General features: G+C 45.6%; 19 protein-coding genes. 10 read left to right on the top strand and 9 right to left on the bottom strand.

The features are described 5' to 3' along the window. The first annotated feature begins 73 nt into the window (after positions 1-73). The 5 genes from PLE7327_RS14985 to PLE7327_RS14965 all read left to right on the top strand — a co-directional run bounded on the left by PLE7327_RS14985 (position 74) and on the right by PLE7327_RS14965 (position 6,908). Positions 74-2,503 carry an acyl-CoA dehydrogenase gene (locus PLE7327_RS14985; protein WP_144266207.1) on the top strand — a complete coding sequence of 810 codons (2,430 nt, stop codon included), beginning with the start codon at positions 74-76 and terminating at the stop codon, positions 2,501-2,503. Positions 2,504-2,651: 148 nt separating this feature from the next. Next, the gene (locus tag PLE7327_RS14980) at positions 2,652-3,851 is read left to right on the top strand and encodes an aspartate aminotransferase (RefSeq protein WP_041392190.1); all 1,200 of its coding nucleotides are present in this window, start codon (positions 2,652-2,654) and stop codon (positions 3,849-3,851) included. A 254-nt stretch (positions 3,852-4,105) separates the two neighbouring features. After that, positions 4,106-5,005 (top strand): protein-glutamate O-methyltransferase CheR, encoded by a 900-nt coding sequence (locus tag PLE7327_RS14975; protein ID WP_015144654.1) that lies wholly within the window; start codon positions 4,106-4,108, stop codon positions 5,003-5,005. Between the two features lie 109 nt (positions 5,006-5,114). Next, positions 5,115-5,558 (top strand): DUF3574 domain-containing protein, encoded by a 444-nt coding sequence (locus PLE7327_RS14970; protein WP_015144653.1) that lies wholly within the window; start codon positions 5,115-5,117, stop codon positions 5,556-5,558. A 528-nt stretch (positions 5,559-6,086) separates the two neighbouring features. After that, a complete protein-coding gene (locus tag PLE7327_RS14965; protein WP_015144652.1) occupies positions 6,087-6,908 on the top strand; it encodes an alpha/beta fold hydrolase in 822 nt (273 codons plus the stop codon). Here PLE7327_RS14965 and gshA read toward each other — a convergent pair. From gshA to PLE7327_RS14935, 6 genes are all read right to left on the bottom strand, one after another. Next, positions 6,887-8,041: a glutamate--cysteine ligase gene (gene gshA / locus PLE7327_RS14960; protein ID WP_015144651.1), complete on the bottom strand. Its 1,155-nt coding sequence runs from the start codon at positions 8,039-8,041 to the stop codon at positions 6,887-6,889. The genes PLE7327_RS14965 and gshA overlap by 22 nt on opposite strands. A 137-nt stretch (positions 8,042-8,178) precedes the next feature. Beyond that, the gene (locus tag PLE7327_RS14955; protein WP_015144650.1) at positions 8,179-10,113 is read right to left on the bottom strand and encodes a sugar phosphorylase; all 1,935 of its coding nucleotides are present in this window, start codon (positions 10,111-10,113) and stop codon (positions 8,179-8,181) included. A gap of 54 nt (positions 10,114-10,167) precedes the next feature. Continuing rightward, positions 10,168-11,421 carry a cysteine desulfurase-like protein gene (locus PLE7327_RS14950; RefSeq protein ID WP_015144649.1) on the bottom strand — a complete coding sequence of 418 codons (1,254 nt, stop codon included), beginning with the start codon at positions 11,419-11,421 and terminating at the stop codon, positions 10,168-10,170. Between the two features lie 15 nt (positions 11,422-11,436). After that, positions 11,437-12,123 carry a 2OG-Fe dioxygenase family protein gene (locus PLE7327_RS14945; RefSeq protein ID WP_015144648.1) on the bottom strand — a complete coding sequence of 229 codons (687 nt, stop codon included), beginning with the start codon at positions 12,121-12,123 and terminating at the stop codon, positions 11,437-11,439. Between the two features lie 432 nt (positions 12,124-12,555). Further along, complete coding sequence (locus tag PLE7327_RS14940) at positions 12,556-14,604, bottom strand: AMP-binding protein (RefSeq protein WP_015144647.1); 2,049 nt, start codon at positions 14,602-14,604, stop codon at positions 12,556-12,558. A 203-nt stretch (positions 14,605-14,807) separates the two neighbouring features. Then, positions 14,808-14,984, bottom strand: coding sequence for an NblA/ycf18 family protein (locus PLE7327_RS14935; RefSeq protein WP_015144646.1), 177 nt, complete (start codon positions 14,982-14,984; stop codon positions 14,808-14,810). Between the two features lie 489 nt (positions 14,985-15,473). Here PLE7327_RS14935 and tnpA point away from each other — a divergent pair, with 489 nt between their 5' ends. The 3 genes from tnpA (at position 15,474) to PLE7327_RS14925 (ending at position 17,305) form a co-directional block, all read left to right on the top strand. Then, positions 15,474-15,878 carry an IS200/IS605 family transposase gene (gene tnpA, locus PLE7327_RS14930; protein ID WP_015144645.1) on the top strand — a complete coding sequence of 135 codons (405 nt, stop codon included), beginning with the start codon at positions 15,474-15,476 and terminating at the stop codon, positions 15,876-15,878. A 243-nt stretch (positions 15,879-16,121) separates the two neighbouring features. Further along, positions 16,122-16,253 carry a helix-turn-helix domain-containing protein gene (locus tag PLE7327_RS26650; RefSeq protein WP_071880650.1) on the top strand — a complete coding sequence of 44 codons (132 nt, stop codon included), beginning with the start codon at positions 16,122-16,124 and terminating at the stop codon, positions 16,251-16,253. 434 nt (positions 16,254-16,687) lie between these two features. Beyond that, complete coding sequence (locus tag PLE7327_RS14925) at positions 16,688-17,305, top strand: GH3 auxin-responsive promoter family protein (RefSeq protein ID WP_015144644.1); 618 nt, start codon at positions 16,688-16,690, stop codon at positions 17,303-17,305. A gap of 177 nt (positions 17,306-17,482) precedes the next feature. Here PLE7327_RS14925 and PLE7327_RS14920 read toward each other — a convergent pair whose 3' ends face one another. Then, complete coding sequence (locus tag PLE7327_RS14920; RefSeq protein ID WP_041393368.1) at positions 17,483-18,754, bottom strand: dihydrolipoamide acetyltransferase family protein; 1,272 nt, start codon at positions 18,752-18,754, stop codon at positions 17,483-17,485. A gap of 567 nt (positions 18,755-19,321) precedes the next feature. Here PLE7327_RS14920 and PLE7327_RS14915 point away from each other — a divergent pair. Further along, positions 19,322-19,600, top strand: a complete 279-nt coding sequence (locus PLE7327_RS14915; protein ID WP_186005327.1) for a hypothetical protein — start codon at positions 19,322-19,324, stop codon at positions 19,598-19,600. 47 nt (positions 19,601-19,647) lie between these two features. Here the strand turns inward: PLE7327_RS14915 and PLE7327_RS14910 are convergent, their stop codons facing one another. Beyond that, positions 19,648-21,390, bottom strand: a complete 1,743-nt coding sequence (locus PLE7327_RS14910) for an EAL domain-containing response regulator (RefSeq protein ID WP_015144641.1) — start codon at positions 21,388-21,390, stop codon at positions 19,648-19,650. Between the two features lie 917 nt (positions 21,391-22,307). After that, complete coding sequence (gene tyrS / locus PLE7327_RS14905) at positions 22,308-23,534, bottom strand: tyrosine--tRNA ligase (RefSeq protein WP_015144639.1); 1,227 nt, start codon at positions 23,532-23,534, stop codon at positions 22,308-22,310. A 291-nt stretch (positions 23,535-23,825) separates the two neighbouring features. Between tyrS and PLE7327_RS14900 the strand changes: the two genes are divergently transcribed. Then, entirely contained in the window at positions 23,826-25,757 is a 1,932-nt protein-coding gene (locus PLE7327_RS14900) for a transglycosylase domain-containing protein (RefSeq protein WP_015144638.1), read from the top strand. The last annotated feature ends 78 nt before the right edge of the window (positions 25,758-25,835 follow it).

Raw genomic sequence — 25,835 nt, 5'->3', positions numbered from 1 at the left:
TTTCCTTTCCTTAGAAAATTACTTAAAAGCCTTCCCCACCTCCCCATTTCTCCGCGTCACCGCGTCTATCTACATGCCTATATTCCTATTCCTGTTTCTTTTCCTATTGCTTGGCTATATCGGCGTTCCTCTTTGGGTATGGTCGTTGTATTTGGCAGCAGTTCTAGCAGCGTTTAATGTACCCATCTGGGTCTGGATCTGTTTTGGCATTGTGGCTGCTGTTTTGAATATTCCGGTGCTGCGACGTGCGATTATTACCTCTCAAGTTGTGAAAAGGATCGAAGCATTAAAACTATTGCCGACCATTTCGGAAACGGAACGGGCGGCAATTGAAGCGGGGACGGTGTGGGTGGATGGGGAGTTCTTTTCTGGCAGTCCCAATTTCCAACGCCTCAACAGCGAACCCTATCCCCAGATTTCGCCGGAACTTCAAGCATTTCTAGATGGTCCAGTCGAACAAGTCTGTCGCATGACAACCGATTGGGAAATTTACAGCCGCAAGGATTTTCCCCCCCAAGTATGGGACTATCTCAAACAAGAGCGCTTTTTGGGGGCGATAATTCCCAAGGAATATGGCGGGTTGGGCTTTTCCAGCTTGGATTACAGTACCGTGATGATGAAATTGGCATCGCGTTCTTTTATCTACACGGCAACCGTCGGCGTTACTAATTCTCTCGGTCCTGCCAAACTGTTACTTCGCTACGGCACTCCCGAACAGAAGGAATATTATCTGCCGCGACTGGCGCGAGGTGAGGAAATTCCTTGTTTTGCCCTGACCGAACCCAATGCTGGGTCGGATGCAGCCAGTATCGTTTCAGAGGGGATTGTGTTTAAAGGAACGGATGGCAAGCTTTATCTGCGCCTCAACTGGAAAAAACGTTACATCACCCTCGGCGCGATCGCGACTCTGATTGGATTAGCATTTAGACTGCGAGATCCTGACAATCTTCTCGGCAAAGGGGAAGATGTGGGGATTACCTGTGCTTTGATTCCTGCGGATACGCCGGGAGTCGTACTGGAAAGGCGACATGACCCAATGGGAGTACCTTTTTATAACTCTCCCCTTGAAGGGCATGATGTCATCGTGTCTGTTGACCAGATTATCGGCGGTGTCGAACAGGCGGGGCAAGGATGGAAAATGCTTATGCAATCCCTAGCGGCAGGTCGAGGGATTAGTTTTCCGGCTGCCTGTACTGGCATTGCCAAGCTGGTGACGCGAGTAACGGGGGCTTATGCAACGGTAAGGCATCAGTTTGGTCTTTCTATCGGTCGTTTTGAAGGCATTGAGGAACCTTTAGCCCGTATTGGCGGACTGACTTATCTGATGGAGGCTGGGCGGATTTATACTTGCGGCGCAGTCGATAAAGGGGAACAGCCTGCGGTAATTTCTGCGATCGCAAAATACAACTTCACCGAACTGTCGCGCAAAATTATCAATGATGGCATGGACATTCTCGGCGGGGCTGGCATTTGTCGGGGACCGAGAAACTTGCTGGCAAATATTTACACCGCAACCCCCATTCCCATCACGGTCGAAGGCGCAAATATCCTCACTCGCACGATGATTATCTTCGGTCAAGGGGCGATTCGCTGTCATCCCTATATCTATGCAGAAATCGAAGCGCTCAACCAGTCCGATGTTGCGGCTTTCGATCGCGCTTTCTGGCATCATCTCGGCTGGATGGTTCGCAATGGCTTCCGTGCCGTTCTCCTCAACCTTTCTCGCGGTTACTTGGCTCGTTCCCCAGTTTCTGGCGCTACAGCTAAATACTATCGCAAGTTGGCGTGGGCTTCGGCAACCTTTGCCTTCCTCACTGACCTAGCGCTCATTTTCTTCGGCGGTACGCTAAAGCGACGAGAAAAACTGACCGGACGATTTGCCGATATTCTTTCTTGGATGTATCTGGGGACTGCTACGCTGCGTCGGTTCGAGGCGGAAGGTCGCCAACAGTCAGATCTTCCCCTAGTCCACTGGGCGATGCAGTATGCTTTTGCCCAAATTCAACAAGGATTTGAAGGAATTTTTAACAATCTGCCCGTGCTTCGGGAACTTGTTGCTTGGTGGTGGCGACTGAATCCGATTGGAACTCAACCAGGCGACCAGCTTGGCAGCCAAATTGCCCAGATCCTGCAAACTCCTGGACTGCTGCGAGATAGACTCACCGCAGGCATTCATATTCCTGACGATGCAAACGAAGCCTTGGGACGATTAGAACGCGCCTTCCTGCTATCGTCTCAAGTCGAGCCAGTTCTCAAAACTATCAAAGCTGCCATCCGTGCTGGTAAACTGTCGCCGCAGAAACCCGAACGGTTAATAGCACAAGCTTTAGAGACTAGTGTCATTAGCAAGCAAGATATCGAGCTAATCCGTGAGGCAGAGGCTGCTCGCAACGATGCGATTCAGGTAGATTCGTTTACGTTAGAAGAGTATCGATCGGATGTCAAGCCGATCGCCGTGGCAACAAAAACTCCTGTACAGCAGCAAACTAGATCGATGGGATAGTCGCCCCGTAGCAGCAGCTTCGAGCGAAGTTGAGCTATCCTACAAAAAAGTCTGTTAGAAAAACGAGATCTTAAAAATTAGCGCAAAGGCTCATTTGAATGAGACAATAATTGCCTATGTGTATTTACATTTGTGTCAATCCGTAGCAATGAGTGTAAATTGGATTAGCCGTGCCGATCGCCTGAAAGCATTACCGACTTATGTTTTTGCTCGTCTTGACGAACTCAAAGCACGAGCGAGAGAACAGGGACTAGATTTGATCGATTTAGGGATGGGCAATCCAGATGGATTTGCGCCTGAACCAGTAATTGAGGCGGCGATCGAGTCTCTTGGAAAACCCCAAACCCACGGCTATCCTCCCTTTGAAGGCACGGCTAGCTTCCGTCGTGCCATCACCAATTGGTACAAACGTTGCTACGATGTCGATCTCGATCCCGATAGCGAAGCCTTACCCCTACTAGGATCGAAGGAAGGACTCACTCACCTCGCCCTTGCCTATATCAACCCAGGCGATCTCGTTCTCGTTCCCAGTCCTTCTTATCCGCCTCATTTTCGCGGTCCCTTGATTGCTGGCGGCAAAATCTATCCCTTAATGCTAAAAGCGGAAAAAGACTGGTTAATCGAGCTGTCTGCGATTCCAGAGGAAGTGGCGCGACAAGCAAAGATTCTCTACTTCAACTATCCCAGCAATCCTACGACGGCGACTGCTCCTAGAGAATTTTTTGAAGAAGTCGTCGCTTTTGCTTGCCACTACGAAATCATGCTCGTACACGATCTCTGTTACGCAGAGTTGGCATTTGACGGCTATCAACCTACCAGTTTATTACAAATTCCCGGCGCAAAAGAAATCGGGGTTGAATTTCATACCTTGTCCAAAACTTACAATATGGCAGGCTGGCGCGTGGGATTTGTGGTCGGAAATTCGGACATTATTCAAGGTTTGCGCACTCTAAAAACCAACCTCGATTACGGCATTTTTGCTGCTATTCAAACCGCAGCCGAAACCGCTTTGCAATTACCAGACAGTCATATCAAACAAGTGCAAGATCGCTATCGCGAACGTCGCGATTTTCTCATCCAAGGATTGGCAGAATTGGGTTGGAATATTCCTCTTTCTAAAGCCACGATGTATCTGTGGGTACCTTGTCCGGTGGGCATAAATTCTGCGGATTTTGCCCTCGATGTTTTACAGAAAACCGGAGTCGTGGTGACTCCTGGGAATGCTTTTGGCGAAGGAGGGGAAGGATATGTAAGAATTAGTTTAATTGCCGATCGCGATCGCTTGGGAGAAGCATTGCTCCGTCTCAAGCAAGCGGGAATTCGCTATCAACCTGAAGTGTTTGCTTAAAGATAAGCTGATTGACTGACAAAACTCAAATCGCCCTCACCCTAACCCCTCTCCCAGAGCGGGAGAGGCTTTTCAACTTAAAACTTTTGCCTGAAGTCCCTTTACCCCTTGTGGGGGAAGGGATTTAGGGATGAGGGGACAAAGATTTGTCAGTCAACCAGGAATCTAAGTTAATCCCAGGTTTCATAATAGGGTTTCCCTCTCCTGGTTAAATTTTAATAACTTCAGCATTGCGATCGCCTGAGAGATGCTTTATGTTATCTCAAACAAACTGCGCGATCGCTCAACAAAAATCTGACTCAATGAAAGATTGCGAATGCGTCCGCTTTTTACAGGAAATCCTCCCTAAATTACACTTGCGTTGGTCGGGGTTTCGGCGAGTGCGCCAGCAAGTCTGCAAGCGGTTGAAACATCGCATCAAAGAATTAGAACTAGAAGACTTTTCCAGTTACTCTGTCTATCTCGCTACTCATGCTGAAGAATGGTCAGTGGTAGATGCTTGCTGCCGAATCACTATTTCTCGTTTTTATCGAGATTCGCGGGTATTCGCGCAATTAACCCAGGAACTAATCGCTTTGGCGCGGTTGGCTACTGAAAGGGGCGACAAAAGCCTTTGTTGCTGGAGTGCTGGCTGTGCTTCAGGAGAAGAAGTTTATACGCTCAAACTTATCGAACATTTCTGTTTGGCGCGATCGCAATTCTATTTGCCTTTAGACATCTTGGCAACTGATATTGATGAATATTTGCTCTCAAGAGCGAGTCAAGGTTGTTATAAACTAGGAACGCTCAAGGAACTCCCTCAAGAATGGATCGCAGAAGCTTTTACTATCAACAGCGAGCAATATTGCATCAAGCCTATCTTTAAGGAAAGAATTCGCTTCGATCGCCAAGATATCCGAAAGGAGATGCCAAATGGCTCTTTTCACCTCATTTTATGCCGAAATTTAGTTTTCACCTATTTCGAGCCAACCTTACAACGGGAAATCCTGCAACAAATTTGCGATCGCTTGCTTGCCAATGGAATCCTCCTCATCGGCAAGCGAGAATCTTTACCTTCCGATTGGATTGAAAGTCAACTTTTGCCAGGATCGGGGGACGATCTTTATCGAAAAATCGGCATTGCCCAATCTAAATACGAACGAGGCGATCGATAATCGAACCAGATTTACGTCGAGTTGCCGGGCAAACATTGCATAACAATTTTCCCAGGTTCATATCGTTATTATGCAACCCCTAAAAATCTCTCAGTCTATCGTTTAATCCATGAAGACTCGACTCAACCGTCTGGGAATTCTGTTTTTTATCAGTTTATTGTTAACTGGCGCGATCGCTCCGTATTCAAAAATTCAAGAAACTACTGCTGTCTCTGCGGTTGAGGCTAACTCTCAGATCTTAATCAAAGATGAGTTGTATTTTGGTACCTCTTTGCCACAGGGGAAACAAATAACGGAAGTTCAATGGCAGCAATTTTTGAATGACGAGATTACGCCGCATTTTCGAGAAGGATTAACGGTTTTAGAGGGTTACGGACAGTATTTAAACTCCTCTGGAACGATACTGAGAGAAAAAAACAAGATGTTAATCTTACTCTATGAACCCAGTTTTGAGAAGGAGCAAGCCATTCGAGCAATTATTAAAAAATATAAACAACAATTCGAGCAAGAGTCAGTTCTGCGCATTACCAGTAAAGTTCGGGCTACTTTTTAGCCGAGTTTATTTGATTGTGACTTGATTTCACCAAGAAATAAATTTCTTTTCCCCTAAATATCAAGTCCGTCTTATGTAAAACTTGCACCATTGTCAATAATATGCCCCTTGATGTTCTCTCGCTGCCTCATATGCGAAGTCGTCTTCATACGACTAAACAAGTGTTTCAGTCCATTTTAATGGACTTTATATATTAGACGGGGAATTCATTCCCCGACGGCTAATAGCTGCTGACTAATGGCGAACTGATAATTGCCAATTGCGAATTGCTATAAGATGTTTCCTTTCGCGATCGCTCCGCTCAACATGACATACTATACTTTTGGGACAACCTGTTAGACAGAAAATTTATTCTCTGGCTACTAGAATGAAATAGCCCTACTTTTTAGCCAACTTTAAGATAGGCACTTTAAAATAAGCTTAGACAGAGAATGAGAGTCTAAATAGAAAATGCTCGCTTAATTGTTTATTGATAAATCAGCTTTAGTAAAAAAACATTCGAGTCGATAACATCGAGTCTCCAATTTCATGAATCTCAACGTCGAAGTTCGAGGAAAAGGCTATCCTATTCTCTGCTTGCACGGTCATCCAGGTTCGGGTCGCAGCTTATCTGTCTTTACCAATTATTTATCAAAACGCTTTCAAACCATAGCGCCCGATTTACGAGGATATGGGAAAAGTCGTCCTAACGGTCACTTCGAGATGAACGACCATTTAACCGATTTGACGGCACTTTTAGAGCGATTAAAAGTCGATCGCTGCTTGCTGTTGGGATGGTCGTTAGGCGGAATCCTCGCCCTAGAATTAGCCCTCCGAGATACCCAACGGTTTAGCGGTCTGATTTTGATTGCTTCTGCCGCACGTCCTCGCGGCAATCATCCTCCCGTAGGTTGGCAGGATTTCCTTTATACTGGAATCGCTGGCATTATCAATTACCTCAAACCCGGTTGGCAGTGGAATATAGAGGTTTTTGGAGTGCGATCGCTCTTTCGCTACCTCCTGCACCAACAAACCCCTCTTGCCTATCAATACCTCGCCTCCGACGGAGTTTCCGCCTATCTGCAAACTTCTAATGCCGCCCAAAAAGCGCTTTCTAAAGCGCTCAGATCGGGATACAATCGCTTGGGAGATCTAAACCGGATTGAAATTCCTTGTCTCGTGCTCGCAGGTGCCGCAGATAAACATATCACGGCTGAATCGAGTCAGGAAACCGCCCAACATCTCAAGCATTGTCACTGGCAATGCTATCCGAATACAGCCCATCTATTTCCTTGGGAAATTCCTGCTCAAGTCCTTCAAGATATAGACAGTTGGCTGCAAAAGTATCCTCAAGCGACCAACAACGGCTGACATAACTTGTGTTCGAGTTCTTGCTCTTGTAGCTCTGTTGTTTGAATGGTACGAGTTATAATCGAACGGATATCCCATCCCGCTTCGTATTGCTGCATCCATTGTTGAGCTTGATTGCCCTCCTGCAGAATTTTCTTCACGGGCGAGAGAAAACAAGCAATACCCCGTTGTTTGGCAATTGGCAAGACTTCTTGATAAATTTCCTCGATCCAATCCCTAGCGAGGATTTTACGACCATCTTGCCAATGTCGGAGTTGCGCGTCCAGACTCCAATGGGCGGCAGCTTCTTCGTTTGCATCGGTAATAGCGATTAAATCTTGTGCACGAGTCGCCGCAGGCAATTGGCTGAGTTGTAAGGGATCGAGACTGGGATCTCGCAACAGTTGGGTGAGACGAGCTTCTAACAATGCCATCACTGCCAACAGAGAAATGGGATTGGTAATTAAATCGCAGATTCTTAATTCTAAGCGATTGAGGCAGTAGGGACGGCGATCGCCATTGGGGCGCACTGACGACCACAGATGGCGAACGTTTTGCATTGTTCCCTTAGCTAGTTGTTCTTCCGTCCAGCGGATAAAGTGATCGTGACTCTCAAAGAACGGGATCTGGGCAGGGGTTTTAGGAAAGATGTGCCAGCGAGTCGAGTGATAACCAGTCGCTTTGCCGTCAAAAAAAGGAGAAGAGGCGCTCAGAGCAAGATAGAGAGGGGCTTCGACGCGAATGAGGCGACAAGCTTGCAGTAAATCTTCTGGGTCGTCGATTCCTACATTCATGTGAATGCTGGCGGTGACGACCGTGGTTCCATAGGTTTGCTCGATGTAGTCGTGATAGGGATTGTGGGGATCGGAACGGTAAAAGCGATCGCTCCCTCCCAAAGATAACGTGCTGCCGGGAATTAGCGTGTAGTTACCGATTTTTTGTAAATATTTTCTAAGCTGCCGCCGGGGTCGCAGAATGGCGCATAAAAGGCGATCGTAGCAACACAGGGGTGCAGTCGTATATTCTACGTTGCGACTGTCTGGCTCTCGCACAAACCCCTCTAGGTCTCTAACGATGCGATCTGACAACCCGACGATATCGCCTTCGGGAGTGCCAGTATACATTTCGACTTCAAATCCTTTTGATAGCAGCACAATGGTTCCTCAATCGCTAGCTGGCTTATAAAAACCAACACCATTGTACTGTTACAAGGTAGGTGCCAGAAATTCCTCTTAGGCTATATCTCGATCGGAGTACGATAGCTTGAGAGGATTACTCGCGATCGCATTGTTCAACCCCCCTCCGACTCGATACTCCTCTCTATTTCGGTAAAGGGAATCAGCCAAACTACATCGTAGGGCTGTAAAATCACTTCTAGATTTTGCCCTTGCGCCATCCACCCTCTTCTACCGACTAAATCGTACCAATGACATTCTTTGACCTCTAATTCGGAGAGCGGAATCTCGATTTGACAAATTTTGTGAGTAACATTGGTTAAAGTGAGAATATGCTCATCGCCATTGGGAGACGTTCGCCATACGATAAAAACATCTGGGGAAAGCCTGAAAATTTGTTGTTTCCCATTGGGATGAAAAGCACTTTGTTTTACTCGAACTTCTAGAAGTTTGCCCAACTCGCCTGCGAGCAAAGAAAGCTTTGAGTGTGGGTCTTTAAGGGCGATGATGAGGTCTTCTTCCTGAAGGACTTGACGGTTGATGTCTCGCTTAAATTTCGTTTTCCGAACCGTTTCAACATCATTGCGCGTGCCAATTAGCCCGTGAAAATAAATTCCTGGCACTCCTCGCAGCACCAAAGCAATGCTCCTAGAAGCGACAAACCGTTTCACCTGAAAAGCCATGTCTTCGCGGCTATTATCTAGGTTGAGGGCGCTAAACCAAGTCGTGTTGATTTCGTAAGGTTTTCTCTTACCATCGGCTCCCGTTCTATAAGAGACAAATGCCCCATGCTCCCTAGCTTTCTGGATAATGAAGTCAATCTCTGCCTGAGGTAGAATATTTTTCACCCCCATCAAGCCAATCCCGTCGTGGGTGTCGAGAATATTAAAAAACGTTGTCGTCGCTGAAGGATACTCTAGATCCTTTGCCCACTCGGAAAGAACCGTGGTATCTTCCTTATAAAAGGTATAAAGAACGAGCGGCGGCAAGGTAAAGTTATAGACCATCTGAGCTTCGTCCGAACCATCTCCAAAGTAAGAGATATTGTCTTGATGGGGCACATTGGTTTCCGTAATCAGGGCAACGCCAGGTGCAACGACATTTAAGACATCTCGAAAAAGCTTGACGAGTTCGTGGGTTTGGGGCAAGTTAACGCAAGTCGTTCCCGGTTCTTTCCATAAATAAGTCGCAGCATCTAAGCGAATAATATCTGCCCCATGACGAACGTACAGTAGTAAGGTTTCGATCGTCCCCATGAGAACTTTGGGATTTTTGTAATTGAGATCGATTTGATCGGCAGAGAAAGTCGTCCAAACCCAAATAGGACCATCGATAGACTGATAGCGAGTCAAGACATCGGAGGTGCGAGGGCGGACGATCTGCCGACGCTGTTCGGGAGTCAGTTCGTCAGGAGAATGATAGACAATTGCCCAATCTTTATAGGCTCGATTGCCGCCAAGCATCTCTTGAAAGGCTTGACCCTGGGATGAGACATGGTTGAAAACCCCGTCAAACATCAATTGATACTGTTCGCCAATCTCCTCGATGTCCTCCCAAGACCCCAAACTCAGATTAACGGCAGTAAAATCTGTAATCGAAAAGCCGCGATCGGAAGAATAGGGAAAGAAGGGTAAAAGATGAATGGTGCTAAAGAGTCTATCGTAACGGAGAATGTCTCTGATAAATCTCTCTAGAGTTACTAATGGAGAACGACTGTTACTCCGTAAGAGATCCCCATAGGTAATTAAAATCAGATCCCGTTCCGTAAAACGGTTAGAGCGATCGAACTCTCGTTCGGCTGCGATCGCCTCCTGGTGTTTATAGGCATAGTAAACTTTGAGAATCCTTTCTAGTTCGGGCATCCATCTCTTAGCTTCGGTTTCGCCGTAGAGAAAGCTAAGTCGAGCCAAGATCCGTTGTTGTTCCTGGGCGGAAATCTCTAAAAGGGGTCGGGTAAAATCTGGTTTTGAATTGTGGGGGATAAGCGCTCCGAGCCAGGGTTTTTGAAGCTTGCTGCTAGCATCAATTTTTCTGGAAGTCTCTTTTTTCATAGCCCTTTTTTATCTTTGTGCCTACGATTTTACCGGAGGGTGTTTTTCAGTAGGTCAAGATGTAGCAAGGGCAGAAATTTCCTTCAAGACTTTTAACAAATAATGAATCTCTTCGAGATGATTGTAATGTACCAGCCCAATGCGCACCAATCCACCACTTGCCTCAACGCCTAACCGTTCGGTGAGATGGCGGGCATAAAAGTTGCCATTCCAGGTAAAAATCCCGCGATCGCCCAATGCTTTCGCAACTGCATAAGGCGTATGTCCGGCGAGTCGGATGGCGACGGTTGGAGTTCGCCACGCAAAGCGATCGGGATCGGCTATCCCGTACAGCGTTAGGCCTGGAATTTGCAACAGCCCGCTTACTAACTGTTTGCTCAGCTCCCTTTCGTATTGTCGGATGGCTTCCATGGCTGCTACGAGAGCAGAACGACGGCTTTCAACTGCTGGCGAGACGCGGCGACCGAGTTCGCTCAAATAGTCGATCGCTGCCACCAATCCGGCGAGTCCTTCATGATTTTGAGTTCCGGTTTCCCAGCGCGAAGGAACCTCTTCTGGGGCAGGACGTACTTTGTAAGGTCGCAAACGGGCTAAATGTTCGCGCTTGCCGTACAAGATGCCAACGTGGGGTCCAAAAAATTTGTAAGCCGAGCAAGCTAGGAAATCGCAGTCGATCGCGCCCACGTCGATCGCGCCGTGGGGTGCATAGTGAACGGCATCGATAAAAACCAATGCTCCTACAGCACGAGCCAATCGGACAACTGTTGCCACGTCATTAATCGTACCGACTGCGTTAGACGCATACCCAACGGCTACGATCCGAGTTCGCTCGTTAATTTGCCGCTCCAGATCGCTCGTATCTAAGGTACAGTCTTCTACCTTGACATCGACAAAACGGATAACGGCACCGCGTTCCTCTAAGGCTTGCCACGGGGAAACATTGGCTTCATGGTCGAGTCTGGTAACGACGATCTCGTCGCCGGGTTGCAACTGGCGACCGATGGCGCGACTGAGAGCGAAGGTAAGCGTCGTCATGTTGGCACCGAACGCTACCTCATCGCGATCGCAACCAAGGAAGTCGGCGATCGCTACACGAGCCGCTCTAATCAGTACATCCGTTTGCACACTCGTGGCAAAAGCCCCATGAGCATTGGCATTTGACTGAAGCAAATAGTTGCCGATCGCGTCGATCGTCGATTTAGGCACCTGAGTCCCACCGGGACCATCAAAGAAAATGACTGGTTGACCGCCGATTTTCCGATCTAGTGCGGGAAACTGAGCACGTATCCATTCCAGGTCAAGGTGCATGTCAATCACCAGTTATTAGTTCTTTTCGTTTCTATTAGCGATCAAACCGGGACAAGTCAACACAAAAACATCCCTAACTCCCTGTTGCTCGGTTGTCGGTTTGATAGGAGCAGTGTAGTGGAAAAATTGACGATCGTCGAATACTAATAGTTCGCCAGGATTGAGAATTTTTTGGAAAACTGGGCTGCTATTTTTATCTTTGTAAAGATAAGTTTCTCCTCCTTCAATTTCTTCCCGATTAACGCAGAATATTCCCACCAAATCTACCCCATCCCGATGAATTCCTTCAGGAGCTGGATTGCCAATTTGTCGAGCCGAAGTGGTCGTTCTAATTTGATGCACTCCAATTTCGTTAGCTGTAGAGCAAAGCTGACAGAAAGTAAAAAACTCTAAGACGATAGTTTTAAAGTCTTCAAGTTTGACTATTTCTTCGTCTAATTCCTCGAATTCTCTGATTATATCGCCTAGTAGGGGATTGTATTCTTTACTTTGAAATAGACGATTATGAGGCAGCTTGACTAGGCTATTAGAAGAAACTATGAAGTTAGATAATCGTCTGAAACGATAGTTTCCTTTTAAATAAGGATCGACAGGCAGATTGTTAAAAAATCTATTCAGCCTATCTAGAGCGATTGAATTTATGGTTTCAAGAGCGTAATCTGTAATGCAATTAAAATTTTGAGTTTTTAATGAGAATGACATTGTAATTGCCTCCTCTTTTTTGAGGTAACTTGAGGTAACTTAAAGAATCTCACAGACGCTTCACGGAGTTTATCCTCGAACAAAGTGAAGAGCTATCGCTGCGTCGGGCATAATAAAAAAATGCACATCGCCTCTGGTTTTTGCTATTCAAACAGAACGGTTGCTTGCCACAAAAGAGAATCAAATTCTCTTATTAATTAAAATCAGTTAAATATTCTAAGGTTTTCGATCCCCTAGCTTAAATAAGAGCTTTTTTCAATTTTTTCGATCTTTTTGACTGTTCGGTTGTTATTGCTTGAGACTTTTTCTTTAATTATAATCTTGAACTTACAAGAGTCGCATTAAGTATTTATACCCCGATTTTTTTATCGAGAAATAAATGATTTTATTTTTGATTTTTGTGGCACGACCTACTTTAATTATTAGAAGATTTCAGGAATTAGCTTGATAACGATCGCGCAGCACCCGACGCATGACCTTGTTAGAGGCGGTACGGGGTAACGACTCGACCAGTACGAGGTCATGAATTTTAAAAAGAGGATTGAGAGACTGCCGGATTGCTTTCTGTAGGGAAGCTTTAAGCGTCTCTTTGTCCTGAGAAAAATTGTCTGCGACCACCGCATAGATAACTAACTGGTTTGGTCCGCCTTCGGGCGGAGAGATAGCGATCGCGGCAGTTTCGCAAATTCCCTCCACCACATTGAGGGTTTGTTCGATCTCTGCCGAGCTAACCTTAATGCCGCCCAAATTCATCGTATCGTCAACCCGACCTTGAGCGCGATAGTATCCGTTGGACAATAGCTCCATCCGATCTCCGTGGCGACGCAGGGGAATGGGGATTAGGGGATGAGTAGGAGTATCGGCAAAATAGACCTTGTAGTGATCTCTATTTAACAATTCGTTAGAGAGTCCGATTGATGGGGGGATAATGAACACCTCGCCTTTGTTGGAAGGATAGCCGTCTTCGTCGAGGATGGCAACATCTAAACCCAGCGCTGGCGTGGAAAAGGTTGCAGGAGCTGCAGGCTGTACCAAAGTCCCCGTAATGTATGCCCCGCCGATTTCGGTGCCGCCGCAGTATTCGATGATGGGTTTGTACCCTGCCAGAGACATTAGGTAGAGCATATCTCGTGGATTGGAACACTCGCCCGTCGAGCTGAATGCTTTAATGGCGCTCCAATCCAGCCCTTTCATGCAGGCAGTTGCTTTCCAGGCGCTCACCAGACTGGGCACTAATCCCAGCACGTTGACGCGGGCATCCTGGACGAACTGACCGAATCCTCGCTCAGTGGGAACGCCGTAGTAGAGGGCAATGGTGGCGCGATTAACTAAGCTAGCATAGATCAGCCACGGTCCCATCATCCATCCCAAATTGGTTGGCCACGCCACTACCTCTCTAGGACGGATATCGTGGTGTAGATGTGCGTCAACCGCACATTTGATCGGAGTGGTTTGCGTCCAGGGAATGGCTTTCGGCTCTCCCGTGGTGCCGGAAGAGAAGAGGATATTGGTGTGGTCAGATGGACGGGCAGGAATGGGATCGAATTGCTCGTTAGGACTGAGAAACTCTTCCCAAGTGCAATCCCCAGGACGTAGTTGCATCGATGAAGACGAATCCAGTGATAATACAATCGCTATGGGTGCTTGGGCATCGACGATTTTGGAATAGAGGGGCAACAGTTTGCCAGCGCGCAGGATATAGTCCTGGGTAAAAATCCCTTTTGCCCCAGACAAACGCAGCCGTGTTTTTATTTCGGCGGCAGCAAAACTGTCGGCAATGGAAACAACCGCACAACCTGCTTTGACAATTCCCAGATAAATCGCCACGGACTCGGCAGTCATCGGCGATGCGATCGCGATCGCATCGCCGGGACGAAAGCCAGTCTCTACCAATCCATTGGCGACTCGGTTGCTCAGGGCGTTGAGTTCTCCATAGGTTAGGATGGAAAGCAAACCTCCTTCTGGCTGGAAGACAATGGCGGGGTCGTCTTCGGGTGCCTGAAAACAGCTCTCGGCGATGTTGAGGCGGGCACCTACCAACCATTGAGGAAACTCTACACCCTGCGATAGATCGACAATCTCTTTGTATTTCTGCCGGAAGCGAATTCCTACTCGTTGGATCGTTTCGTTCCAGAATTCAGCGCGATTGTGCGCCGACCAAGCATGCAATTCCCGATAGGAACCTATGTTGAGATCGTTCATCAAAGCTGCAATATTGGTCGCCCGAATCTGCTCGTCGGAGGGAAACCAAGCTGGGGGAGGTCCTTGATTCGCATCCCAATCACAGAAAATGGTTTTATAGAGTAGTTCGTGCAGTGCAAAGGGATGGTCGGGTTTGAGGATCTGCTGGGAAATTTGCTGCCAGCACTCGGCGGCAGGTAAAGAGGATAGATATGGAGCGATCTGTTGTAGCATCGCGGCAGCTACGGTTTTTTCTATCCCGCAGGTGACAAGTTCCCCAAGTAACAGTTGTTTTGCCATCGCCATTCCCCGCCTTCTTTCGCGATCGCGTGTAAGGGTTTATTTCCCATTGCTATCTTCCATCATGGCACAGCAGCAGGAATGAATCTGCCAATGGACACAGCAAATTGCCCTGGGTATTCCATCAGAGACGAATGGAAACCCAGGCAAATTTACGAGTGTTTTAGCTAGTGATAAACCAAACATAGACAGGGTTTTGCAAATCAGAGCGGACAATTCTTAATCGTCTGACGGAGCACGTTGTCTTTAACCATCAACAGTCGTGCTGTCTGGATTAAGAGATCCTGCATCTGTTCGCGGCTCATTTCCTGGACTGATTCTTCCATCAGTCTCAGTTGAAATTCCTGTTCTAAGGTCAGTTCAAACCATGAGCTATTCATAGCAGACCTCCTGCTAGCTGCGATAGGATCGAAGGTGTGAGGTAGAGCGATCGCCTACAATGTCTGCAAGCTACTAGAATCCTACTAGCTTACGCGCATATATATTTCCTGTATAATGGTTGCTAATTCAAGAAAGCAAGGCAATAAAGTTCCAATACCCAGAGCTATCTCAAATTCATAACTGAGTTTGAGTGAGTTTGGTAAGAGCCTTCGTTCTTCCTAGCAAATTGCTGCGCTCGACCGTCACGGCTTTTTGGACTTGAGAAAATGCTCTTGAAACTCGTCCGGGATTGGGATGGTCAGCAGGCGCTTAAAAGCCTTTAGCTACTTGGTTTTACACTACCAAATTACAGAGAAGAGCGCTCATCACACGACCTAGTGATGAAGCTCTTTCCTCACTTATATGATTCTCTACACGACTGGGAATATTAATTCCGTAGATGAGTATCATACTTACTTATATTATATCCCTAGCAAAAAATTAGCGCTATGCAGCCAAATAAAGGCTATAGAAACATTTACTCTCTTAAGTTTCATTTAGTGCTAGTAACGAAAGACCACTGCAAGGTTATCGATTCGGAAATGCTGGCACGCCTTCGCGAAATTATGACAGCAACTTGTCAAAAGTGGCGATGCAAGCTGGAAGATTTTTATGGAGATGAGAGTCATGTTTATCTGCTCATCGACTTTCCGCCAGAGGTACAATTAAGCAAGTTGGTAAACAATCTCAAGACAGTTTCCAGTCGGCTAATCCGCAAAGAATTCAAAGCCTGTATAGACAGCTTTTGTAAGGACGCATTTTGGCACGGTACTTACTATATTGCCTCTTGTAATGGCATGACGATCGAGCAATTGAAAGACTACGTCGAGCAGCAATCTTTGCCTTCTCATTAGATGTTATCTCGATATTTACCCAAAAATGCTCCTATATGACGTATAGATATAGTTATTCGCTAACTAAATAGATTACAATATTCAAGTACTTTAAAATCTTGATAAAAGTCCGCGATCGCTATGTCTAAGTCACTCCGAGGTAATTCCAGCTTAGAACAGATAGATAAGCTCTATAAAAACTGTAAACAAATAATCTTAAAAACGAGGCTGTTAGCCATAAAATTAGTTTATTCCTCATAGAAAATCACCGAAGTAGCGGGACATCGATCCGTTAGCCATAAAACAATTTATAACTGGATAGATTTATGGAATGAAGGAGGGATAGAAAAGTTAAAGCCTCAAGTGAGAGGAAAAAGAAAAGAGGAAAGAGTGTAGTTAAAACAGCAACCCAATGTAAAAAAGAAGACTGTTTAGATTTTTTCAAAGAACTAAGGCAAGCTAATTCCAAGAAAATTTTGATAATTATCAAAGTGTTGAGAATCTAAAAATAATTGGACAAGCAATAAGCCTAGAGCTTTTGGAATCACGTCAAATCAGTTATCCCGCTAAATGGCGAGAAAAGTTTTTGTAATTCTCTAAGCGAATAACTATAATTGAAGGTTTACAAATCGGTTAATACAATCTTTGTTCGCATCTTGTTCCCTGAGCGAGCGTGACAAATGTAATGATTTAAATATGACATTTATCCGATGTGGGCAAGCACTTCTTTTCGATATTTTAAATTCAAGACTCTTGTGAAATATTTGAGCAAAAAGTGAATTGCGCGATCGCGTAAGGTGGCTTTCATGTAGGAGAAAATTAAAACTGAAATGGAAGCTTGGCTGAAAGACTACAACAATATTTTTCAGCTTCAGGAAGAGTTTCTTCTGTCTTTGTTGAATAAATTTAAAGATACCGCCATTGGAAAAGAAAGGGGTTATGCCTCTATCAAAAGTATCGAACAATTTCAAGAGCAAACTCCGATTCAGCACTACAGCAATTTAAAACCGTATATCGATCGCACTGTTGCTGGTGGAATTAATATCTTTCATCCAGAGCCACCGATCTGCTGGATTCAAACTTCAGGAACGACTGGAGCGCCCAAATTATTTCCTTACAATCAAGATTTTATCAAAAATTGGTTTAGTTCGTCATCTGCTATTACAAATTGTTTTATTTATCGCGTTGGTTATCGGGCTTTAAAAATATTAGAAGGCGAAGCTTTCTTAATACATGCTAGCGGTGATTGTGGCACGATAGGTACTGGAGCAACCCAGAAACCTCTACAAATTATTCATCTACCTGCGGAAGAATTTGACCGCTATATCCTCACAAAAACCAAAGCGGGTGAATGGAATTCGGGTCAAATGAAGCTTCCCCATCTCACTGACCGTCAAGATTTTATTCGTTTCTTTCAATCGAAAGGTAAAGGAGTTTCCAAATTGTAATGGAGTTAAATACTATTTTTTACTTACAGCGGTTTTCACCAAGTGGAAGCATACACAATTCTTTAATAATAGGGCTTTTTAGCCATCACCTGACGCAGCCGCCGCGACCAAAGCGCAGCGGCTGCGTCGGCTTTGCCTTGTTAGGGAGCGGGGTTTCCCACCAATATAGCTAGAACATTAAAGTGTGAGGGATTGAGGATTGCCTTCAATTAACTTCGCCAAGTCTTGCATGAAAGCAGCTGCTTGTGCGCCGTAGATAACGCGATGATCGCAGGTGATATTGAGGCTCATCTGATTTTTAACGCCAAACATGCCATCCGAGGTTGCGACAACCTGGGGACGAGAAGCTCCAATTGCCAGAATTGCCCCTTGTCCGGGAGGAAGAATCGCATCAAAGCGATCGACTCCAAACATCCCTAAATTAGAAATAGTGATCGTACCGCTATTGTACTCTTCTGGCTGGAGTTGTTTGGCTCTGGCTCGGTCTACCAAATCTTTCCAGGTTCGAGAGAGGGTGTAAATATCCAGTTGGTCGGCGTTTTGCAAGACGGGGGTAATGAGTCCGCCATCGGGCATTGCCACTGCTACGGCAACATTAATGGCTGCGTGATACTGAATTCCCTGTTCGGTATAGCTAGCGTTGACAATGCGATGTTTCTGCAAAGTAACGGCAACCGCTTTTGCCAACAATGCCGTCATCGTCACGCCTTTAGATTTTATCTGTTGATACAGTTTATCCAACCCGTCGGTCGTAACGGTGTAGCCTATGTGGAACGTGGGAGCCTGCAAGCTGGCAACCATATTTTGTGCCACTGCCTTTTGTAGAGTGGTCAATGGTACGGTTTCGCCAACGGGAATGGCTACTTGAGGCTGGGGTGTAACGGAGGGGGTTGTCGGTTGAACGGCTGGCGTTGGTGCAATTGTCAGAGATGGGGTCTTTCCAGCGGCTCTTTCCACATCTTCAGCGACGATTCTGCCATGGGGACCGCTACCCTGTAGGGTTTTTAGGTCAACTCCCAATTCTTTTGCCAGCTTTTTCGCTCTAGGAGAAACAACGGTGCGTCCATTGCTGCGGTTAGTTGGAACGGCAGCGACGGGCGCCTCACTTTCTACAAAAGCTGGTTTGGGTGTTGTTGGTGCGGCAGCAGGTGTGGGGGCTGGAGCACCTAAGCGAGAAGCTGCTTGCTGCTTGGCTTGCTCGATTTCTGCTTCGGTTTCTGCAATTAGAGCAATAGGTTCGCCGACAGCCGCTTCTTGTCCGGCTTCGACTAGGATAGCAGCTAAATAGCCTTCATTGAACGATTCAACGTCCATGTCAGCTTTGTCCGACTCGACCACTAATACCGTTTCGCCTTTTTCAATTTTATCGCCTGGAGATTTGAGCCAAGAGACGATCTTTCCTTCGGTCATGGTGGAGCTGAGGGCAGGCATGAAAATATCGTGAATCATGGAGCGGTTTTCCCAATTAACGAGTAACGGACGACAAATACTAATGCCAGATAGCATTCTATCAAAATTTCTTTCCTAGCATTCGATCGCTTCCAAAAACTCATTTAAAATCTATAAAGTCGGCAACGCTTGCTGAAATCTCTTCAAATAAAAAGATTTCTATAATAAAGCGATTCCAGATCGATTTTTACTGCCTTTATTGGGTGGTGAAGATAAATCGCAAAAAATTTCGCGATCGCTGGGAATATTTGCAAACACGAGCAATTGTAGAGTTAACAATCGGCTTTTAGGAATATGACGCATTTTCATTATGATGGGCGATCGGACGCGCCACCAACCCTAGAAGTAGACCTAGCAGTATTAGAAAAACAGATCTGAGAAGCAATGCAGTCTATTAGCCCAGTCGGCTAAGCTTTGTTCAAAACGCCCTGCAAATGCACAAAAAAGCTATTTTGAGAAGATAAACGCTAAAATTTAAGTGTATCTACGCAAAGAGAAATTCTTCAACAAATAAGACCTATCAGAATTCCGTACTTATCCCTTGGATTTTTAAGAGATTTTGATGGTTTGATAGAGTCATCAACAGATAAATTAGGCAATAACCAAACCAATATGAAGCTCTACATGGCTGGTGCTTTTTTAGTATTTGTAATTTTACTACATGCTTTTATTAAAGACAATACTACTCCAAAAACCCACATTGGCTCTTGGATAACGATCGTAGTCGCTACGGCTGTTTGGCCCATCGTTCTTCCCTCAATCGTTCGCAAGAAACTTTCTAAAGTGTCTTTGAAAACAGATTCTTTGACGGAGAAAGAGTTGCAGTTAGATCGAGAGATAAATTAGGCAGCGATCGCAATCTTGACAGATTAGAATAGCGCTTACCTAGTTCATCAGTTCATCGCTGCGTTTTGCTTGAATTTAGCCAGGCAGAGCTGTTTTCCGCTTGCGAGGAATGTTTCAAATTCAGATGCCTTTAAGGGATGACTGTATAAATAACCTTGAATTTCATCGCAACCATATTGGTATAAGAAAGTTAATTCTGCCTCGCTTTCTACTCCTTCGGCAACAACTTTGAGATTGAGAGAGCGAGCCATTTGCACGATCGCTTTGACTATTGCGGCGTTGGTCGCATCTTCAGTCAAATTGCGGATAAAGGAGCGATCGATTTTTAAAGTACCGAAGGGAAATTGCCGCAGATAACTCAGAGAAGAATAGCCCGTTCCAAAATCATCAATGGCTATTTTTACCCCCAGCATCTCGATCGCGTGTAAATTCTGGCTGGCTTCTTGGAGATTGTGCACTAGAATGCTTTCGGTTAGCTCTAATTCTAGGTATTTCCCCTCTAGTCTGGTTTCCCACAAAATCTGCTCGACGTTTTCAGAAAAATCGGACTGCATGAATTGACGACCAGACAAATTTACCGATACGACGATTGGCTCTAAAAGCCGTTCGTTCCAAACTCGTACCTGACGACAAGCAGTTCTTAACACCCATTCTCCGATGGGTACGATTAAACCTGTTTCTTCGGCAATAGGAATAAAGGTGCTAGGAGGAATTGCACCTACTTTTGGACGATGCCAGCGCATCAAGGCTTCTGCCCCAACTAGCTTGCCTGTCAGGAGACTAACCTTGGGTTGGTAGTGAAGTTGAAACTCTTCTCGCTCTAAGGCTCGTCGCAGTGCGACTTCCAGAGCTATACGTTCGTAGGCTTCGTCTTTGCTGTTGCTCGCATAAAATTGATACTGATTTCCCCCCTGTTTTTTGGCACAGTGCATGGCTATGTAAGCTTGCCCGAGTAAATCTTCAAGCTCAGTGCCACTGTTGGGATAAAAGGTAATGCCAATACTAACGGTTACAAAAAGTTCTCGCTCGTCTACGCTAGTCAGTTGGCTCAGGCAAGCAAGGATCTGTTTGGCAGTCTCTACAACCTTTTGTTTGGTTGTGGCGGTTGCTAGTATGATGGCAAATCTATTGTAGCTTAAATAGGCAATTTTGTCTCGTTCGCCAATACAGCATCTTAAGCGATCGGCAGTAGTTTTTAAAAGTAAATTGCCAACGCGATATCCTAGAGTTGCCTTGATTTTCGTGAGTCGATCCAGACACAAACAAAGGATGGGGAGCAATTGTTCGTTCTCGGTTTCGATAGAGGTTTGGCTCAAGGCTTGATGAAACTGCTCCCGCAGCGACAATCGATTGGGCAGCCCAGTTAGACTGTCATGATAGATGAGATGGTTGAGTTGGCTGCGGTAATCTTGTTGTTTGGTTCGGCGTTTTTGCAGTTGGGTTTTGATAGCTGCCAGCAGTTCTTTTCGGGTAAAGGGTTTGGTGAGATAGTCATCTGCGACGGGTTTCATTCCCTGGTGAAAATCGTCTTTAGCAGTTTTAGACGTGAGAAAAATAACGGGCACTGCTGCTGTTTTCGGGTTTTGTCGCACTGAAGCTAAAACTTTATACCCATCGACTTCAGACCTTGATAGATCGCACAGAATTAGGTCGGGAACCTTCTCTGTGGCTAGACTGATGCCGCAGTGTCCTTTTCCTGTTGCGATCGCTTCAAATCCTTCTGCCTTCAATATTTCTAGCAGGATCGCTCGAATGCGCTCGTCGCCTTCTATGACTAAAATCTTTGCCATTAATTTTTTTAATAGACATCAAATTGCCTAGGGTTAAGCTAATCTAAAATTTAACATAAATCTAATTTGCATTTATTGAAGCTTTTGGCGCACCGCCCAGAATCAATGTTTCGACTGAGGATACAGTTGAGATACTAGACATCGCGATCGATCGGGTTACGACGTTTTCAAAAATGCCTGCTACAAATCCCTTGGAGAGGGGAAAACGAGAGTGTGGGAGGATTGGTTTTCACACTTCCCTCTCTTCATCTGTAGCCAGAGAAGAGGAAATTGTTAGAAGATGTTTCGCTTCGCGATCGCGACGATCAACATATTGGCGGAGGATCTTCGACATTCTCTACTTTTGGGACAACCTGTTAGAGAAAAAATGAGAAGTTATCCCGAAAAGAAGTTAACTATAGTTACTTTTTAAAAGTTTTGAGAGAACTTAAGATCGAGAATATACAACCTAAGTGAGATTCAATAGGTAAGAAAAATAGATTATTTTTTAGATAGCTCAAATAAAATTAGCTGTGCTTAGAAAACTGTTAGGTAATTTTGTCTAGGTTGATTAAATTTAATTTTTTCAGCTTTCAATCGAAACTCTGACTCCTAGTAATAAAAGTCGAGTGCAACATTTGAATCAAACCTTAAAGCGCAGTTTGGCAAGAACATTAATAGAAAGGAAATCATTATGATTCAACAGGGAGATATCGCTGTAGGTGTCAGTTCTGGCGCAGAACCAGAGTCAACTGGTTCGAGAAATCCCAAAAAAGAAGGCGATCCCAATCAGGGAACAGAAGTTCGTTAACATTAGTTAGCTTGGGAGCAGCAATTAACTTTTATCCATTAGCTAAAAGTTTCATTTCAAAAGATTGGCGCGGGAAATTCTAGCGAGTTATGTTTTCTTGATCGCTCGTCCGCGCCAAATCTAATTTTTATTTAACTAAACGAATAAACTTCTTCTTGCCAACTTGCAAAACCTTTCCGTTCAGTTGTTCGGGACTATCGAAAGTAAGATCGACATCGCTAACGCGATCGCCATCGAGTCTTACTGCGCCTCCCTGAATTTGTTTTCTGCCTTCCGAACTGCTAGAACACAACCCGCTAGCACCGAGCAGATAAAATAATTTTGCAGGAAACTTAACCCCGGCCAGAGAATATTCTGGTACGGATTGGGCTGATGCAGTGCTTTTCTTCATCACGATCTCTTCTGCGGTTTTTTGTGCCGCGATCGCAGCTTCCCATCCGTGGAACTGAGACACAATCTCTAACGCCAATAATTTTTGGCGATCGCGCGGATTTTCTGGCAGTCTATCTAAAGGCAGATTAGTTAGCAGCTCAAAATAGTCTTTCACAAGATCGTCGGGTGTTTTTTCTAACTTTGAATACATCGAGAGCGCATCTTCTCTCAGTCCCACATAATTATTGAGAGACTTGGACATTTTCTGCACGCCATCCGTCCCCAGCAAAATCGGCAACAATATACCAAATTGGGGTTTTTTGCCAAAATGCCGCTGCAAGTCTCGTCCGACTGCAATATTAAACTTCTGATCGGTGCCTCCTAACTCAATATCTGCATCGACCATCACCGAATCGTATCCTTGCATTAAAGGATAGAGAAACTCGTGCAAGTAAATGGGATTTTCCTGCTCAAAACGTTCGGCAAATCCCTCCTTTGCCAACATTTGGCCGACTGTCATAGTAGCTAGCAATTCTTGAATTTGCTTAAGATCCAGCTTGCTCAACCACTCGGAGTTATAGCGAATTTCCAAACGCCCCGGCGTAGCAAAATCTAAAACGGGACGCAACTGATCTAAATAATCTTTGGCATTTTCCCTAACTTGCTCTAAGGTGAGCTGGCGGCGGACTTCCGATTTTCCGGTCGGATCGCCAATTTGAGCGGTAAAATCGCCGATGATGACGACAGCCGTATGCCCTGCATCCTGAAACGCTCGCAGCTTGCGAAAGGGAATGCTGTGCCCCAAATGAATCTCACTTCCAGTCGGATCGATTCCTAGTTTGACTCGTAAAGGACGATTGATTTTAGCTAATAAAAGCGCCAGATTTTCATTGGGATCGTCAGAATCCGAGCGATCGGGAAAAATTTCGCTTATCCCTCGATAAAGCCAATCAAGGTTTTGAGGTAGATTTGAAACAGCCATGGGGAATCGTTCGTCTAGAAATTTAAATTGAATGGGCTTGAAGGAGCTAGCTCGAATCCTTACCGTCAAACTATTATAAATGGTAGCCTTGCCGTCTTCGAGAGAGAATTGTCAACAGCAACCAAAAATGAGGTAATAATATAAGAAATCATTTCGGATCGTAAGTCCTATAAAAATTTATGTGATTTACTATATCGATTTCTAACCAACCAATTTAAGGAGTGTTGTTTTTTATAGTTAATACATTGATAACAGAATCAGTATTTTTTGGAGTGAGGAAGTACAAACACCGTGTCGTCTAGCACTATTGGGCAAAAAGAAGAACGGAAGCGATCGCTTCCTCTCAGTTTTCTCGTTAAATCAAACGTAGCACGGGCAGCAGGGGCAACCATTCTCGGCGCCACCATGTTAGCAAGTGTCGTGGTGGCTGGAGCAATGGTCGGTTTAGCCATTAGTTTTCGCAACCTTCCAGATGTCAGGCTACTGCGAACCTATGCGCCAACAGAAACATCTTACATCTATGATGTAAAAGGAAAACTTCTGAGCAGTCTCCATGGAGAAGCCCACCGTCGCCTCGTCAGATTAAACCAGGTTTCTCCCGACCTCAAACGCGCCGTACTGGCGATCGAAGACAGCCACTTTTACCATCACTATGGCATTAACCCGACCAGCATCGGTCGCGCTTTACTAGTTAACTTTAAGAGCGGTGGCGTCGAAGAGGGAGCATCTACCCTTACCATGCAGTTAGTAAAAAATATTTTCCTCTCGCACGAACGAACCTATAGCCGCAAGCTGGCTGAAGCGGTTTTAGCTATTCGCGTCGAGCAAATTTTTAGCAAAGATCGCATCCTAGAGATGTACCTCAATAACATCTATTGGGGTCACAATAATTATGGCGCTCAAACGGCTGCTGAGAGCTATTTTAATAAACCAGCTTCTCAGTTGACGTTGGCAGAATCGGCGATGATGGCAGGACTCATTCAAGCGCCGGAAGTCTATAGTCCTCTCAGAAACTACAAGGCGGCCAAAGAGCGCCAAGCGCTAGTGTTGGCTCGGATGCGAGATTTAGGCTGGATTACTGCCGAACAAGAAAAAGCAGCACTCAACCAAAAGCTGGCGATTGGCAAGCGAACCGCATGGCAGGGAAGCAAACTTCCTTTTGTCACCGATGCCGTAATCCAAGAGTTAAATCGACGCTTTGGACCCGAAACTGTTCTTAAAGGCGGCATGCGCGTCCAGACAACGATTGACTACGATATGCAGAAAAAGGCAGAAGCAACCGTACAGCGAGCCTATCGCACTCTTCGAGGTCGCGGTCTAGCTGCTAAAAACTTGCAAATTGCTTTAGTTGCAGTCGATCCTCGAACTCATTTTGTTAAAGCGTTAGTAGGCGGCGTTGATTACAGCAAAAGCCAGTTAAATCGCGCTATCCAATCTCGCCGTCAGCCCGGATCGGCTTTCAAGCCATTCATTTATTATACGGCTTTCGCTAGTGGCAGATATACTCCCGATTCTGTAGTCAACGATGCTCCAATTAGTATCCGAGATGGTAGCATTTTCTATAGACCGAAAAACTATGGAGGAAAGTATTCCGGTTCGATGAGTCTTCGGACGGCATTGACTCAATCGACCAACATACCAGCCGTGATTCTCGGTCAAAGAGTAGGTGTAGATAAAGTGGTTGAAGTCTGCCGTCGTCTGGGATTTAAAAGTCCTCTACTAGCGGTTCCCTCCTTACCGTTGGGTTCGGTTGACGTAACGCCCCTAGAAATGGCAGGAGCTTATGCTACTTTTGCAAGTAACGGCTGGCATTCCGATCCGACGGTTATCGTTCGCGTGACGGACAGTCAAGGTAATGTCATGCTAGATAATACTCCTAAACCTAAGTTGGTTTTAGATCCTTGGGCAACTGCTTCCCTTACTTCTGTCCTGCAAGGGGTAATTGCTAGCGGTACTGCCAGATCTGCCGCTATCGGTCGTCCGGCGGCTGGGAAAACAGGAACGACTGACTCGGAGCGAAATGTTTGGTTTGTGGGTTACGTCCCTCAGTTGTCTACAGCGGTTTGGATTGGAGATGATACTAACCGCACTCTAGGTAAGGGAATTACCGGGGGTCATTATGCTGCTCCCATTTGGCGCGACTTTATGATTCAGGCGCTCAAAAACGAACCCGTTCTGTATTTTCCCTCTGCTGCTAAGTTTCCTCGCCCTTCAAGCAAGTAAAAGCGACCGCGCATTCGGACTTTATGCGAGCACTGCTAATCGACCTCAAGAAAAAACTCTGCGACTCCGCGACCCTGC

Source organism: Pleurocapsa sp. PCC 7327, assembly GCF_000317025.1.
In the GTDB taxonomy this organism is placed as follows: Bacteria; Cyanobacteriota; Cyanobacteriia; order Cyanobacteriales; family Microcystaceae; genus Hydrococcus.
Note: the sequence above shows the minus strand (reverse complement) of the source record. Positions and strands in the feature narration are given on the sequence as shown.